13 protein-coding genes and 1 pseudogene are annotated in these 15,939 nt (G+C 63.3%); 13 read left to right on the top strand and 1 reads right to left on the bottom strand.

The window, feature by feature from the left end; translation table 11 throughout:
- The first annotated feature begins 35 nt into the window (after positions 1 to 35).
- From CRD60_RS01645 to CRD60_RS01585, 13 genes and pseudogenes are all read left to right on the top strand, one after another.
- Positions 36 to 317, top strand: a complete 282-nt coding sequence (locus CRD60_RS01645; protein WP_113859553.1) for a YggT family protein — start codon at positions 36 to 38, stop codon at positions 315 to 317.
- Positions 318 to 412: 95 nt separating this feature from the next.
- Positions 413 to 1,846 (top strand): DivIVA domain-containing protein, encoded by a 1,434-nt coding sequence (locus CRD60_RS01640; RefSeq protein WP_113859552.1) that lies wholly within the window; start codon positions 413 to 415, stop codon positions 1,844 to 1,846.
- 37 nt (positions 1,847 to 1,883) lie between these two features.
- Complete coding sequence (locus CRD60_RS01635; protein WP_407923159.1) at positions 1,884 to 2,468, top strand: signal peptidase II; 585 nt, start codon at positions 1,884 to 1,886, stop codon at positions 2,466 to 2,468.
- Positions 2,465 to 3,397 carry an RluA family pseudouridine synthase gene (locus tag CRD60_RS01630; protein ID WP_113859550.1) on the top strand — a complete coding sequence of 311 codons (933 nt, stop codon included), beginning with the start codon at positions 2,465 to 2,467 and terminating at the stop codon, positions 3,395 to 3,397. The genes CRD60_RS01635 and CRD60_RS01630 overlap by 4 nt, the downstream gene beginning before the upstream one ends.
- A 166-nt stretch (positions 3,398 to 3,563) precedes the next feature.
- A complete protein-coding gene (gene dnaE / locus CRD60_RS01625) occupies positions 3,564 to 7,118 on the top strand; it encodes a DNA polymerase III subunit alpha (RefSeq protein WP_113859549.1) in 3,555 nt (1,184 codons plus the stop codon).
- A 95-nt stretch (positions 7,119 to 7,213) separates the two neighbouring features.
- A pseudogene (gene hisD / locus CRD60_RS01620) lies at positions 7,214 to 8,621 on the top strand (histidinol dehydrogenase).
- A complete protein-coding gene (locus CRD60_RS01615; RefSeq protein ID WP_113859548.1) occupies positions 8,618 to 9,820 on the top strand; it encodes a histidinol-phosphate transaminase in 1,203 nt (400 codons plus the stop codon). The pseudogene hisD and the gene CRD60_RS01615 overlap by 4 nt, the downstream one beginning before the upstream one ends.
- Positions 9,821 to 9,959: 139 nt before the next feature.
- On the top strand, positions 9,960 to 10,559 hold the full coding sequence (gene hisB / locus CRD60_RS01610; RefSeq protein WP_113859547.1) for an imidazoleglycerol-phosphate dehydratase HisB: 600 nt from the start codon (positions 9,960 to 9,962) through the stop codon (positions 10,557 to 10,559).
- Positions 10,559 to 11,326 (top strand): hypothetical protein, encoded by a 768-nt coding sequence (locus CRD60_RS01605; protein ID WP_113859546.1) that lies wholly within the window; start codon positions 10,559 to 10,561, stop codon positions 11,324 to 11,326. The genes hisB and CRD60_RS01605 overlap by 1 nt, the downstream gene beginning before the upstream one ends.
- Positions 11,327 to 11,598: 272 nt before the next feature.
- The gene (gene hisH, locus CRD60_RS01600; protein ID WP_113859545.1) at positions 11,599 to 12,252 is read left to right on the top strand and encodes an imidazole glycerol phosphate synthase subunit HisH; all 654 of its coding nucleotides are present in this window, start codon (positions 11,599 to 11,601) and stop codon (positions 12,250 to 12,252) included.
- 199 nt (positions 12,253 to 12,451) lie between these two features.
- Positions 12,452 to 13,177: a bifunctional 1-(5-phosphoribosyl)-5-((5-phosphoribosylamino)methylideneamino)imidazole-4-carboxamide isomerase/phosphoribosylanthranilate isomerase PriA gene (gene priA, locus CRD60_RS01595; protein ID WP_113859544.1), complete on the top strand. Its 726-nt coding sequence runs from the start codon at positions 12,452 to 12,454 to the stop codon at positions 13,175 to 13,177.
- Positions 13,178 to 13,227: 50 nt separating this feature from the next.
- Positions 13,228 to 14,565 (top strand): type I glutamate--ammonia ligase, encoded by a 1,338-nt coding sequence (glnA, locus tag CRD60_RS01590; protein WP_113859543.1) that lies wholly within the window; start codon positions 13,228 to 13,230, stop codon positions 14,563 to 14,565.
- 90 nt (positions 14,566 to 14,655) lie between these two features.
- Positions 14,656 to 14,850 (top strand): hypothetical protein, encoded by a 195-nt coding sequence (locus CRD60_RS01585; protein WP_113859542.1) that lies wholly within the window; start codon positions 14,656 to 14,658, stop codon positions 14,848 to 14,850.
- A gap of 78 nt (positions 14,851 to 14,928) precedes the next feature.
- Here CRD60_RS01585 and CRD60_RS01580 read toward each other — a convergent pair whose 3' ends face one another.
- On the bottom strand, positions 14,929 to 15,849 hold the full coding sequence (locus CRD60_RS01580) for a hemagglutinin (RefSeq protein ID WP_236630760.1): 921 nt from the start codon (positions 15,847 to 15,849) through the stop codon (positions 14,929 to 14,931).
- Positions 15,850 to 15,939: the final 90 nt, after the last annotated feature.

Below are 15,939 nucleotides of genomic sequence, written 5' to 3'. Positions count from 1 at the left end.
CCGCTTCTTCTGAACGTATTGCTAGGCTGGTGACCATGATTCTTCTGCTCATCCACCACATCCTTCGCTGGCTTATTTCGGCCTACTTGACGGTTCTCTTCATCCGCATGATCATTGACTGGGTCCTGGTGCTTATTCCGCGCTGGCGGCCCCAGGGCGTGATCGCCGCCCTGATGTCTGTCATATACCAGCTCACCGAACCGCCCCTGCGTTGGTTGAGACGGTATATTCCCCCTATCCCGATGGGTCCCATCTCCCTGGATGTCGGCTTCCTGGTCCTGTATTTCGCCCTCCTGGTCCTCCAGTTGCTCGTGTAAATCGCTAGGAATGACTGGATTGCTCCCGGGCTGTGCTAGCATCATGGATTGATAGTTACATATGGGGCACTATGCCCGAAGCGAGGTGGAAATCCATGGCTCTGTTGACGCCGAAAGATATCAGGGAACGCAAGTTTACCCAGGTGCGCTTCAAGGAAGGCTATGACGCTGACGAGGTCGACAACTTCCTTGATGAGGTGACCCTCACTGTTGAGGCACTGAGCAAGCGGGCCATGCAGGCCGGTCAATCCACGCAGTCCCTGGGGCCGGATGTCACCAAGCTCAACCAGAAGATCTCCGAGCTGACCGCCCAGGTCAAGTCCCTGGAGGCCGACAAGGCCGAGCTGCAGAGCGCCGCCAGCAAGGGCGGTGACCAGGCCGCACAGCTGGCCGCGTCCAAGCTCAGGGAGGCCGAGGAGAGCAACAAGGCTCTGGCCAGCCAAAACGACAAGCTCAAGGAGCAGGTCTCCAGACTGAGCAGCCAGGTCGATCAGTTGACCGCCCAGGCAGCCAAGGCCTCCGGCAACGAGCAGGTCTCCCAGCAGCTGGCAGCAGTCCAGCAGGAGCGCGATCAGATTCGTGCCCAGTCCGAGCAGATCAGCAAGGAACTGGCCGCCACTCGGCAGGAGCTGGCCCAGGCCCAGCAGCAGGGCAGCCAGTCCCAGCAGCAGCTGGCCGCCGCCCAGCAGCAGGGCAGCCAGGCCCAGGAGCTCAAGAAGCGTCTGGCCGCCGCCCAGCAGCAGCTGGAGGAGTCCCGCAAGCGCGAGGAGCAGCTGCGCAACCAGATCGCCAAGGTCGAGCCCAACACCGAGACCGGCAGCCTGCAGAAGATCGCCGGCGCCGCCCAAGGGGCCAACAGCGAGCCTGAGCGCGCCACCGCCATGCTCACCCTGGCCATGCAGCTGCATGATCAGTATGTCGACAAGGGCAAGGCCCGGGCCAATGAGATCATTCAGGAGAGCCAGAACAAGTACGATGAGCTGATCACCAAGGCCAACGAGTACTCCAGCCGCACACGCACTGAGTCCGATGCCTACAGCAAGCAGACCCGGGCCGATGCGGACTCCTACTCCACCAGGATCCACCAGCAGGCCGAGGACTACTCCAAGACCACCCGCGCCAATGCTGATGCCTACTCCGAGAAGACCCACGCGGATGCCGACAAGTACTCGCAGAGGACCCGTCAGGAAGCGGACCAGTACTCCAAGACCACCCGCGCCGAGGCCGACACCTATGAGGCTGAGGTTCAGCACCGCGCAGGCGAGTACGACAACCAGACCCGTACGGCCGCAGACGCCTATGCCAAGCAGGTGCGCGACAACCTCCAGGCCAAGACCAAGGTCGTCGAGGGCAACATTCAGAGCCTCAAGCAGTTCGAGATCGAGTACCGTGCCCGCCTGACAGACTTCCTGGGTCAGCTGGTCTCCCAGGTGTCCGACAACAGCACCTACAATGACATGAACCATGGTTCCGACCGCAAGGATCAGGGCCAGGATGAATCCAAGGCCGAGAACCAGTCCAAGCACTGATGCTCCACTGACGAGTATTCACAGGTTTACGTAGATGATGAATGAACGACCAAGACGACTGCGCGACCGCGTGGTCGTCTTTGCCGTTCTGGTGGCCCTGGCCCTGGCCGTGGACCAGGTCAGCAAGGCCTGTGCCCAGATCGCCCTGGCCGACGGTCGCAGCCTCCCGCTGATCCCCGGCCTGCTCTCCTTGAAGCTCCTGCGAAATCCTGGCGCCTCCCTGGGTCTGGGGGCCTCGCAAACCTGGTTGATCAGCCTGCTGGCCCTTGCTGCCTGCATCGCCTTGGTCGGCCTGGTGATCAGGACCGACTCCATGGTCTGGACCCTGACCTTCTCGCTGGCTTTCTCTGGCGCTGCAGGCAACCTACTGGACCGTATGGCCTATGCCGACGGCTTCCTCAATGGCAGGGTCGTGGACTTTCTGGATTACGGCTGGTCCATCGGCAACATTGCCGACATCTACCTGATGCTGGCAGGCATCGCCATCGTCCTGCTCATTGCCTTGGGCAAGCCTCTGCGGGCTCCTGAGCCGACTGGGGGGAGTGGATTGGACGACCTGACTTCGGGCCGCGACCAGGCCGGTGCCGTACAGAGCACCCCGGGAAGGCAAGGCCGGGTATGAGTCACCTGCTCCCTGTCCCAGATGCCATGATTGGGCAGCGTTTTGACATGGCAGTCTCAAAAATGATGGGCCTATCACGCTCCAAGGCTGCCAGGCTGATTGAGACCGGCCAGGTGCGCGTCCTAGGCCGTATACTGGACAAGTCCGGCACCCTCCTGGCCGAGGACATGGTCGAATTCGACCTGGCCGACGAACGTAAGGGCCCTGAGCCCCTGGCTGAAGGCATGCCGGTGGTCTACGAGGATGAGGACCTGGTAGTGGTCGACAAGCCGGTAGGGGTGGCCGCCCACGCCTCCGTGGGCTGGGCCGGTCCCACGGTGCTGGGGAGCCTACTTCGGCGGGGTGTATCCATCAGCTCCCTGGGTGCCGCAGGCCGCCAGGGCATCGTCAGTCGTCTGGACGTGGGCACCAGCGGCCTCATGCTGGTCTGCAAGTCCGACCTGGCATACAAGGAGATGCGCCGGCAGTTCTCGGAGCATGAGGTCATCAAGATCTACCATGCCCTGGTCCAGGGCAACCTGACCGAGGACAAGGCGACCATCGAGGCGCCCATCGGCCGGGCAAAGGTCTCTGACTTCCGGTTCACCATCACGCCGGCGGGCAAGGAGGCCATCACCCACTGGGATGTGGTCCACCGCTATGGTTCCGCCACCCTGACCTCGGTCAGGCTGGAGACCGGCCGCACCCATCAGATCCGCGTCCACTTCTCCTCGATTGGCCACCCCCTGGTCGGCGACCACATGTACGGTGCCAATCCGGTCCTCGCGGAACAATTGGGCCTGACCCGTCAGTGGCTCCACGCCATGAGGCTGGAGTTCCGCCATCCCCGCACCCATATCTGGACCACGGTCAGCTCCCACTACCCTCCAGACCTGCAGACCGCCCTGGACCGCCTGGACCTGGAGGAGCGCAGCCGCCCGCAGGCATAGAGGGTACAGCCCTTGCCTGCGGCAAGCATGCTGGCAGTAGGCTTGCCACCCTGTTCCCCGGTCTTTCAGGCGTGTCTGGTCTCCGGAAAGCTCTGGCAAGGCTCTGCCTGGGGCGCTCGGCGTTCGCTCTGGACTTCAGTCGGATTCAGGCATTAACGTAGAGGTCATGGCATCTTCGGGAATGAATTTCGTACAACTCCACAATCACACCCACTACTCGCTGCTTGATGGCGCCTCCAAGATTCCAGACCTGGTGGCCAGGGCCAAGGAGTTGGACATGCCGGCGATCGGAATCACCGACCACGGCAACATGCACGGGGCCTACGAGATGTGGTCCACCTCCGTCAAGATGGGTGTCAAGCCCATCATCGGCATCGAGGCCTATGTGACGCCTGAGACCGCCCGCCAGGACAAGACCCGTGTTCACTGGGGCACCGAGGCGCAGAAGTCGGACGATGTCTCCGGCGGTGGTCTGATCACCCACCTGACCCTCTGGGCGGAGAACGACCAGGGCCTGATGAACCTGATGAAGGCCTCCTCGGTGGCCAATCTTGAGGGGCGGGTCCAGCGCTACCCGCGTATGGATTATGATGTGCTCAATACCTATTCCAAGGGTGTCATCGCATCGTCCGGCTGTCCCTCCGGCATCATCCAGACCAGGCTGAGGCTGGGCCAGTTCGATGAGGCCCTGCGTGCCGCCGGCCAGATGCAGGACATCTTCGGTAAGGAGAACTTCTACATCGAGCTCATGGACCATGGTCTGGAGATTGAGACCCGGGTGACCCATGACCTGCTGAAGATCGCCAAGACCCTGGACGCCCCCCTCCTGGCCACCAACGACTCCCACTATGTCCACGAGGAGGACCGAGGCTCCCAGGACGCCATGCTCTGCATCAATTCCGGCTCCCACCTGGACGACCCCAACCGCTTCAAGTTCGACGGTTCCGGCTACTACATCAAGACCGCCGAGGAGATGCGTGAGCTCTTCAGGGACCTGCCCGAGGCCTGCGACAACACCCTGGAGATCGCCGAACGCTGCAACGTCATGTTCGATGATTCAGAGGACGGGGCCTTCATGCCCCAGTTCGACTGCCCCGAAGGCTGGGATGAGACCTCCCTCTTCCTAAGGAATGTGGAGGAGGGCCTGGAACGCCGCTACGAGGGCAAGGTGCCCGAACACGTCCTCAAGCAGGCCGACTACGAGTGCGGAGTCATCTGCCAGATGCAGTTCTGCGGCTACTTCCTGGTCGTGGCCGACTACATCAACTGGGCCAAGAGCCACGGGGTCATGGTGGGGCCAGGGCGTGGTTCGGCCGCAGGTTCCATGGTCGCCTATGCCATGGGCATCACTGAACTCGACCCCCTCAAGCACGGCCTGATCTTCGAGAGGTTCCTCAACCCCGAACGTGTCTCCCTGCCTGATATCGACGTGGACTTCGACCCCGACGGCCGGGCAAAGGTCCTGGACTACGTGGGGGAGAAGTACGGGCGCGACAAGGTGGCCCAGTGCGTGATCTACGGTGTCATCAAGACCAAGAACGCCCTCAAGGACTCAGCCCGCATCATGGGCTACGAGTATGCCATGGGCGAGAAGGTCACTAAGGCTCTGCCCCCCTCCAAGAACGGCAAGGACGCCTCCCTTAAGGAGATCTTCGATTCCAACTCCAAGCACTATGCCGAGTCCAGGGAGTTCCGTGAGCTCTATGAGTCCGATCCCGACGCCCGGCGCATCACCGACCAGGCCAAGGAGATCGAGGGTCTGATCCGCCAGACCGGTGTCCACGCCTGCGCCACCATCATGGGCTCCGAACCCATCACCGACACCTCGCCCCTCCTGGAACGCACCGACGGCACTGTCACCACCACCTTCGAATACCACACCTGCGAGACCTTGGGCCTGGTCAAGATGGACTTCCTGGGCTTGTCCAACCTTACGGTCATTCGAGACACCCTCAAGAACATCGAACTCAACGGCAAGGAGCCCATCGACTACACCAAGATCCCACTAGACGACAAGGAGACCTTCGAGCTCCTCTCCCGGGGCGACACCCTGGGCGTCTTCCAGTTGGATGGCGACGGGATGCGCTCGCTGCTCCGCCAGCTCAGGCCCGACAACTTCAACGACATCTCGGCACTGATCGCCCTCTACCGGCCAGGCCCCATGGATATGGACTCCCACCTGAACTATGCCAAGCGCAAGAACGGGCTTCAGGAGAACATCCCCATCCACCCCGAGGTGGCCGAGCCGCTGGCCCCGGTGCTCGATGAGACCTATGGTCTGATCGTCTACCAGGAGCAGGTCCAATCGGCTGCCCGAATCCTGGCAGGCTATTCCCTGGGCCGAGCCGACGTGCTGCGCCGCGCCATGGGCAAGAAGAAGCCCGAGGTCCTGGCTAAGGAACAGGTGCCCTTCTTCGAGGGCATGAAGGAGCACGGCTATTCCGAGGAGGCCGCCCAGGCCGTTTGGGACATCCTCGTGCCCTTCTCCGGTTACGCTTTCAACAAGGCACACTCGGCGGCCTATGGTCTGATCTCCTACTGGACCGCCTATCTCAAGACCCACTACCCGGTGGAGTTCATGGCCGCCCTGCTCCAGGGTGAACGGACCAACAAGGACAAGACCGCCCTCTACCTGGGTGAGGCCCGGCGCATGGGCATCAAGGTCTTGCCCCCCGATGTCAATGAGTCGATCCTGGAATACTCGGCAGTGGGTGATGTGGTCCGCTTCGGCCTGGGCGCGGTCCGCAATGTGGGCGACAAGGTTGTGGCCGACATTGTGGCCGAACGCGAGGGCAAGCGGGGCAAGTATGTCAACTTCATGGACTTCGTGCGCCGGGTGCCCCTGCACTGTCTGAACCGCAGGACGGTCGAATCCCTGATCAAGGCCGGGGCCTTCGACTCCATCGACCCCAACCGCCGGGCCGTCTTCCAGATCCATGAGTCAGCCATCGAGTCGGTGGTTTCCCTCAAACGCAAGGAGGCCGAGGGCCAGTTCGACCTCTTCGCCGACTCCGATGAGTCCGAGGAGGACAGCATGGGCGATGTGCTGGTCTCCGTGCCCGACATTGACGAGTGGGACAAGAAAACCAAGCTCAACTTCGAGCGGGAGATGCTGGGACTCTATGTCTCCGACCACCCCCTGTCCGGTATGACGGCTGTGCTCAATGGCCTGAGGGAAATGTCCATAGCCCACCTGATTGATAGGGCCAAGACCATGCCTGAAGGCCAGCAGGTGACCGTGGCCGGCCTGATCACCAGCGTGGAGCGCAAGATCTCCAAGCGTGGATCGGCCTGGGCCCTGGTCACCATCGAGGATATGGAAAGCTCCATCCAGTGCATGTTCTTCGGCAAGGCCTATGAACGGTCTGCCAACGACCTGGCCGTTGACGAGATTGCCCAGATTCGTGGTTGGGTCGATATTCGTGAGGAGGAGGTCAGCCTCAAGGCCATCGAGATGCAGCTGCCCAGCCTGGATGCCGAGGACGAGCGCCCCCTGGTCATCAACTTGCCCCGCATAGCCTTGGACCAGTCCAGAATGACCCGGTTGGGACAGATTCTGTGCAGCCACCCCGGCTACTGCGAGGTCAAGATGGCCATCCTGGACCAGAAGGGCAACGCCCAGGTCCTGACCTTCGGCGACCGTTTCCGCATCAAACGCGACACCTCGCTCTTCGCTGAAATCAAGACCCTCTTCGGACCGCGCTGCCTGCCGGCGTCCTAGCTATGGGCCCGGGCCCCGTGCCCAGCCTGTCTCAGCATGTGAGTCAACGGCCAGTTTCCAAGGAATTTCGACCCCTATACCACTATGATGGGCTTATGGACGATACCAATAGAAGAATCCTGCGAACCATTGACCTGCGTGGCAAGCGCCTGACCCGTGCCGAATTGCTGGAAGCCATGCCCCGGGCCGATATGGGCACGAGCGAGGCCAGCGACCTGGTGCGGCCCATCCTTGAGGATGTCATGGCCCGTGGTGCCGCCGCCCTACGAGATTATGCGGAACGATTCGACCATATTCGTCCACAGCATCTGCGTGTTCCCGTCGAAGCCATGGAGCAGGCCCTGGAGCGTCTGGACCCGGCGGTCCGCGAGGCCATAGAGGAGTCCGTGCGCCGTAGCCGGGCCGTCTGCGCCTCCCAGGTTCCCCGGAATTTTCATACCGACCTTGCCGATGGTGCCCGTGTTGCCGAGCGTTGGATCCCCATCGAGCGGGTTGGCCTCTATGTGCCCGGGGGCAAGGCCGTCTACCCCCTCCTCCGTGATCATGAACGCGGTGCCGGCCCAGGTGGCCGGTGTCAAGTCCCTGGCCCTGGCCTCACCGCCCAGCAGCGATGCTGGCGATGGCCTGCCGAATCCGCTGATTCTGGCCACCTGCGCCATCCTTGGCATAGATGAGGTCTACGCGGTTGGCGGAGCCCAGGCCATCGGCATGTTCGCCTATGGCGCCAAGGGTTCCGAGCCCCAGGATGGGCAGGTGCTCTGCGACCCGGTCGACAAGATCACCGGCCCTGGCAACATCTTCGTGGCCACCGCCAAGCAGATGGTCTCCGGCCTAGTCGGCATTGATGCGGTCGCCGGCCCCACCGAGATCGCCATTCTGGCCGACGAGACCGCCAAGCCGGCCTGGGTCGCGGCGGACCTGATCGGCCAGGCGGAGCATGATGAGCTGGCCGGCTCCGTCCTGATCACCGACAGCAGCAGCCTGGCCGAGCAGGTCCAGGAGGAATTGGCCGTGCGGGTGCCCAGAACCAAGCATGCGCAACGGGTCACCAGCTCCTTGTCCGGCCGCCAGTCCGGCATCATCCTCACCGACGGACTCGACCAGTCGGTGGCTGCGGCAGACGCCTACGCCGCCGAGCACCTGGAGATCCAGACCGCTGACCCGGACCCGGTCGTGGCCCGTATCCACAATGCCGGCGCCATCTTCCGGGGTCCCTATTCGCCGGTTCCCCTGGGCGATTACATGTCCGGCTCCAACCATGTCCTGCCCACCGGGGGCACGGCACGCTTCGACGCAGGCCTGGGTGTCCACACCTTCATGAAGCCGGTGGAGGTCATCGAATACGACCAGGAGGGCCTCAAGGCGCTTGCGGCCAAGATCAACGCCTTCGCCGTCTCCGAGGACCTGCCTGCCCACGGAGAGAGCGTGCTCAGCCGCTTCGTCGACGACCCCTACGACAAGGCGACCCTGGAGGACCAGGAAAGGCAGGCCGGCCTGAGATGAGCCAGACCAGCGGCAGCAGACAGGTGGCCCTGGGGGAGGGGACGGCGGACAGGAGCATTCCCGCCTACCTGCCCCTGCGTGCCGACCTGATTGGTGAGACCCCCTATGGTGCCCCCCAGCTGGACTTACCGGTCTGCCTGAATGTCAACGAGAACCCCTACCCCCTGAGCGACCGGGTGGTCGATGCCATCGCCGAGAGTGTGCGCAGGGTGGGCCAAGAGCTCAACCGCTACCCGGACCGGGAGCACACCCGCCTGCGCCAGGCCTTCTGCGACTACCTGGACCAGGAATCCCAGACCAGGCTGGTCCCGCAGCAGCTATGGGCGGCCAACGGGTCCAACGAGATCATGCTCCAGCTCTTCCAGGCCTTCGGCGGCCCAGGCAGGACAGCCCTTGGCGCTGACCCTACCTACTCCATGTACCCGGAGTATGCCCGGGACACCTTCACTGGCTGGGAGCTGGTGGCACGCCGGGCTGACTTCACCATCGACCTGGAGAAGACCCTGGCCGCCATCGAGTCCCTGGGGCCATCCATGGTCCTGCTGGCCAGTCCCAACAACCCCTCAGGCACCATGCTGCCCATGGAGGAGCTGGAGACAATTCTGAAGGCCTGCCAGGGTGTCCAGGTGGCGGGCGCCCCAGAGGGGGTCCATCCGGTGGTGGTGGTCGATGAGGCCTACATCGAGTTCCGTGACCCAGGCCTGCCCTCGGCGGTCTCGCTCATTGAGGACCATCCCAACCTGGCGGTCAGCCGGACCATGAGCAAGGCCTTCGCCTTCGCCGGGGCCCGTGTCGGTTATGTCGCAGCCTCGGCCGGCATCATTGACGCTCTGCGCATCGTACGGATGCCCTGCCATCTCTCGGCCGTCACCCAGGCTGCGGCCCTGGCCGCCCTGGGCCATGCCGACGAGCAGCTGAGCCAGGTCGGCAGACTGCGGCGCACCAGGCAGGAGACGGCGGACTGGCTCAGGGGGCAGACCTACCGGGGCAAGCCCCTGGAGGTGGCCGACTCCCAGTCGAACTTCCTGTTGTTCGGCGGACATTTCGAGAACCGCCAATGGATCTTCGAGGAGCTCTGCAAGCGGGGGGTGCTGATTCGTGTGGTCGGCCCCCAGTGTTGGCTGAGGGTCTGCATGGGCACCGATGAGGAGATGGACGCCTTCCGTCAGGCCCTGGCGGAGGTTCTGGCCCAGGCATGAGCAGCAGCCAGTGGCTGGGCCTGATCCTGCTCCTGCCGGGCCAGGGGAGCGGCCCCCGCTTGGTATAGAATGCCCCTTAGTGGGCCGATCAGGCTGAATGCGGCGGTGAAGCGTACAGCAGCAAGGAAGGTATGGGAAGATGGCACGTACGGCGAGGATTGTCCGAACCACGAGTGAGTCACAGGTCGAGCTCAGCATGAACCTTGACGGCAGCGGCAGGACCAATATTGACAGTTCCGTACCCTTTTTCGACCATATGATGACCGCCTTGGGCAAGCATTCCCTGATTGACTTGGACATCAAGGCCACCGGCGACACCGACATCGACGTCCACCACACCGTGGAGGATGTCGGCATCGTCTTTGGGCAAGCCCTGAAGCAGGCCCTGGGCGATAAGCAAGGCATACGCCGCTTCGGCGATGCCATGGTGCCCCTGGATGAGGCCCTGGCCCAGGCTGTGGTCGACATATCTGGCCGTCCCTACGCGGTCTGCGGCGGTGAACCCGACGGCTTTGAGTTCGCCATGATAGGCGGCCACTTCACCGGTTCCCTGGTCCGGCACGTCATGGAATCCATAGCCCTCCACGCCGACCTCTGTCTCCATATGCGGGTGCTCTCCGGCCGCGACCCCCACCATATTGCCGAGGCCGAGTTCAAGGCCCTGGCCAGGGCCCTGCGCTCCGCTGTGGAAATCGACCCCAGGGTCGAGGGGATTCCCAGCACCAAGGGGGCCCTGTAATGGCTGATGACCACAAGCCCCAAGAGCCGGATGATGCCGGCCAGGAGCACTTCAGCGACGAGGACCTGGAAGCCGCCCTCTCCCAATTCGAGGAGGAGCTGGCCGCATCCTCTGCTCAGTCCTCGCAGGAGGATGAATCTCCCCAAGCGCCTGAATCATCGGCGGCGGCAGGGCAGCAGGGGGCGGCGGCATCGGCTGATGCCGGTCAGGACAATCCTGGTGCTCTGGCCGACCAGACCGAGGCGGATCTGGCCGCCCTGGGCTTGGCGGAGAGCAGTTTTGACGATGAGCTGCAGGGGCTGATCGGCAACAAGGCCAAGGTCGCTGCCCTGGTCACCCGTCTTGCATCAGGCCGGCTCCTGGCGGCCTTCTGCCAGCTGTCAGACATCGCCGCCGTATGCGTCGGCAGTGACCAGGGTGCCGTGGCCTTTCTTCATAACCTGGACGGCGATTCGCCCGAGGCGGCAGCCAAGGACCTGACCACCGTGGTCTCCGGCATGGCCGCGGTCCTGACCGTCAACCGGGCCGACAAGCTCGACTCCACCCTCTACCTGCACGGTGAGCCGGGGCAGACCTTCGCCCCGCCGGTCCTCTTCAGCTTCACACCGCCCTTCCTGGAGGATCTGATGCTGGGAATCGGAGCGGTCGATGACCTGAAGCAAGAGGGCTACACGCTGATCGACACGGCCAGCATGGACAGGGACCAGGCCATGCAGGTCATCGCCGAACACACCAGGTACGGACGCGGAGGGCCCAGTATTCAGTAAGGCTGACAGGCCCCGCCTGGAGGGGAGTAACCCAACTGACGGTCCTGCCGCAAGTGCCCAAGGTGGCAGTGCCGGCACGCAGTGTCGTTTCATACAGTGTTATGTCACGCAGTGTCATTTCACGCAGTGCCACTCCATGCAGTGCAGACATACACAGTGCAGACACATGGAGTGCGGATACACAGAGTGCCACTTCATACAGTGCAGACTGACGAAGCGCCCATACATACCGAGCAGACACATATAGTCGCAGAAAAGGAAGGAGAGGCCGGGTGAAGAAGATCGTGGTCTTCGATTACGGGTTCGGCAATGTTCGTTCCATGACCCGGGCCCTGGACCGCCTAGGTCTGGACGTGACCCTGACCTCCGACCATGACCAGGCCCTGGAGGCCGACGGTCTGGTGGTCCCCGGCTTGGGTGCCTTCGACGCCTGCATGGAGGGCCTGAGAACCGTGGGTGGTGACCAGGTCATCTACGAGCGTTTGGCCCAGGGGCTGCCGGTCCTGGGTGTCTGCGTGGGCCTGCAGATACTCTTCCAGGAGGGCCTGGAGAACGGCCATCGGGCGGCGGGCCTGGGGCTGATTGGCGGACAGGTGGGGCCCCTGGACGCCGATGTGGTCCCCCACATGGGTTGGGATGGGGTGCAGACCGCCGAGGGGTCCCGGCTGCTGAAGGGACTGGAGGCGGAGCGTTTCTACTTCGTCCACTCCTGTGCCGCCAGCCAGGCCCAAGCAGTGGACCTTGAACTGGACGGCCAGCGCATTGACTTCGGGGGCCAGGAGGCCCAGGTCAGCTGGTGCAGCTATGGTCGCTCCCGCTTTGTGGCGGCCTACGAGCGCGGGTCCCTCTTCGCCACACAGTTCCACCCGGAGAAGTCGGCCGAGGCGGGTTCCCAACTGCTCGCCAACTGGGTGGCTGAGCTCTGACTTCGGCGCGCCGGATCGCCCCTGTTCGCGCCATTGCGCCCTACAGGGACCCGACCTGTTCAGCATACGGTCACCTGGCCTTCCACAGGATGGGAAATTCTCGCCTAGCAGGCTTCGATGGGGGAGAATCAAAGCAATATCAGACCGGTACCCAGCAATATCTCCGACTGGAAGTTGGAGTTTGGAAAGAAGGGCAGCAATGCTGACGCTCCTACCCGCAGTAGATGTCCGAGACGGCAAGGCCGTGCGCCTCCGGCAGGGCCAATCCGGCTCCGAGACCGACTATGGCAGCCCCCTGGAAGCCGCCCGCACCTGGGCCAGGGCCGGGGCCGACTGGATTCACCTGGTCGACCTGGACGCCGCCTTCGGCACTGGAGACAACCGTGGCCAGCTCCGTGGCATCGTGGAGGAGCTGGGCTCCCAGGTCCACATCGAACTGTCCGGCGGCATTCGGGACGATGAGAGCCTGGAGGCCGCCCTTGAGGCCGGAGCGGCACGGGTCAACATCGGCACCGCCGCCCTGGAGAACCCTGACTGGACCATTTCGGTCATCCGCAAATACGGGGACAGGGTGGCCGTGGGCCTGGACGTGCGTGGCCATACCCTGGCGGCCCGGGGCTGGGTCAGGGAGGGGGGAGACCTCTTCGAGACCATGGCCCTGCTGGACCAGGCCGGCTGTTCCCGGTACGTGGTTACCGACGTGGCCAGGGACGGCATGATGACCGGTCCCAACATCGACCTTCTGCGCCAGGTGGCCCAGCGAACCCAGGCCAAGGTCACGGCATCCGGCGGGATCTCCAAGCTCGACGACCTGCGGGCCATCAAGGAATTGGAAGGTCTGGGCGTCGATTCGGTCATTTTGGGCAAGTCCCTCTACGCCCGCGCCTTCAGCCTCGAGGAGGCCCTGCGGGTCGCCCTGGACTAACGCCCCGCCATGTTAACTGAGCGTAATAATCGGATGGAAGTATGAACCCTATGGATAAGCAGCAGGAATTCGCCTTGCGCACGGTCGAGGAGCGGGACGTGCGCTTCATTCGCCTATGGTTCACCGACGTGCTGGGCACCTTGAAGTCCGTGGCCATAGCGCCTGCGGAATTGGAATCGGCCTTTGACGAGGGGCTGGGCTTCGATGGCTCGGCCATCGAGGGCATGACCCGCGTCTCCGAGGACGACATGATCGTCCACCCGGACCCGTCGACCTTCCAGCTGCTGCCCTGGCGGGGCAATTCGCAGGGGACGGCCCGCATGTTCTGCGACATCCTGACCCCCGATGGCGAACCCTCCCTGGGCGACCCCCGGCATGTGCTCAAGACCGTCCTGGCCCAGGCCAAGGAGAAGGGCTTCACCTTCTATACCCACCCGGAGATCGAGTTCTACCTCTTCGAGGCCCAGGAGGACTGGTCCAAGGCTCCGGTTCCCATCGACGAGGGTGGCTACTTCGACCAGGTGCCCCGCAGTCCTGGCCTGGACTTCCGCCGGGCCTGCGTCAACATGCTGGAGCAGATGGGCATCTCGGTGGAATACTCCCACCACGAGGGCGGACCGGGCCAGAACGAGATCGACCTGCGCTACGCCGACGCCCTGACCACCGCCGACAACATCATGACCTTCCGCACCGTGGTCAAGGAGATCTCCCTGGAACAGGGCATCTATGCCTCCTTCATGCCCAAGCCCCTGACCGACCAGCCCGGCTCCGGCATGCACACCCACCTCAGTCTCTTCGAGGGGGACGCCAACGCCTTCTACGAGGCCGGCCAGGAATTCAACATGTCCCTGATTGCCCGCCAGTTCGCCGCCGGCATCCTCCACCATGCCGCCGAAATCTGCGCCGTGACCGACCAGTTCGTGAACTCCTACAAGCGCCTCTGGGGCGGCGCTGAGGCCCCGTCCTACATCTGCTGGGGCCACAACAACCGGTCCGCCCTTCTGCGCATACCACAGTATAAACCCGGCAAGGGCAACTCGGCCCGGATGGAGTTCCGTGGCCTGGACCCGGTCGCCAACCCCTACCTGGCCTACTCGGTCCTGCTGGCCGCCGGTATGGATGGCATAGAGCAGCAGATGACCCTGGGCGAGCCCACCTCGGACGACGTTTGGGAGCTGACCGACGAGGAACGCAAGGCCATGGGCATTCCGCCCCTGCCCTCCTCACTTTCCGAGGCCCTGAAGATCATGGAGAAGTCCGACTTTGTGGCCGGAGTCCTGGGCGAGCACGCCTTCGAGTACTTCCTGCGCAACAAGCGTCAGGAATGGGAGGAGTACCGCCGCCAGGTCACCCCCTACGAGCTGGAGAAGTTCCTGCCCCGTCTCTAGCCGTGCCCGTTCCTTCCATGGGTTAGGCCGCTGATAGGAGTTCAGCGGCTTGTCGTCCTTCGAGAGCGGGTCGGCTCCCCTGCCCAGTTCATGCCTTTCTTCGACCGGCGCATCGAGATGGGTGTGCCGGTGGTGGTCTTCGATGCGGCGGTCAGCTACATCTTCTACGCCTACCTGCCCTTGATCGTGCGTGACCAGTTTACTTGCCCAAAGCCTGCCTGGCCCAGGGTCCTGCTCTTCGGCATAGCTCTGGGAACACCCGTTCGGCTGTGTGGCCAAGAGTGACCTTGCTCTGACCTGGCTTGGCCCAGCCGGCGCCATGTTCCTTCCCCTGGCCAGCATGGGTCGCATCATCCTGGGCCTCTACGCGCGGGGGTTGCCGAACCAGTCGCGGTAGATGAGGGCGAAGTTGCGGTTGCCGTAGGCGGAGCAGGAGTCGCCCTCCCCGTAGCCGGCGGCCAGGGCGGCCTGGTTGGGCTGGTAGGGGGTGTAGATGTACAGCAGGCGTGTGGCTTCGTTCTCGATGTAGACCTGGCTGCTACCGCAGGAGGTGTTGGGGTTGTAGCGGATATCGTTGAGCTGCCGGGTGCGGTAGGGGTATTCATTCTCGTGGGCCTGATAGTACTTGTAGCGTTTGGCGGCCCCGTAAACCTGGTTGAAGAAACCGGCGTAGTTTGGGTCGCAGGCGGCGTCGTCCGGGCAGCTGAGGCCCATGGCCGACTTGTACTGGAAATCCGAGGGATTGTTGGCGGAGATCAGGTGCTGCTCCTTCTGCAGCATGGCGAGCAGGACCTTCTGACTGATGCCGCAGGCCTTGGCGGACTTGTTGATCACGGCGGCAGCCGACTCGGCGCTCGCCCCCTGATAGGCCTTGCACAGCTGGTCTGCAGGCTTGGTCTGTGTGTCGAAGCTAGCGGTCTTCAAGCAGTGGCCAGCAGTACAGACCTTGCCCTTGTCGTCAAGGAAAGCCTGAATCTCCGCCTGACTCATGGCATTGGCATTGAAGAACTGCCCATCGGAAACGATCTTGCCGGGGTTGAAGTCATACTGGCTGGTGAGCTGACTCTGCCGGTCCTCGGCCTCGTGAACCTCAACCCGCCACTGGGCAAAACGAACCACGCCCATAATCAGAGCCATCAGGCAGATGAATGCCAGCAATCCGCCGGAAACCAAGGCCACCTTCCTGCCCCGACCGGCCCGCTTCCACATGGTACGTAGGGTAGATACGGGCCGCGCCCACTTGCCCAGTTTCGTCTTCTTGCCTCCTGCGCCTGAATTCGTCATCCCCCCAATTCTACGCGATGGTCTGTAATCTACGCCCCTGTGAACAGATTGATCGTACCCCTCTCCTCCGAGGAGGAACCCAGCACACCT

The sequence above is a fragment of the Bifidobacterium aemilianum genome, assembly GCF_003315635.1.
In the GTDB taxonomy this organism is placed as follows: domain Bacteria; phylum Actinomycetota; class Actinomycetes; order Actinomycetales; family Bifidobacteriaceae; genus Bifidobacterium; species Bifidobacterium aemilianum.
This window is presented reverse-complemented; position numbering and strand designations above follow the sequence as displayed.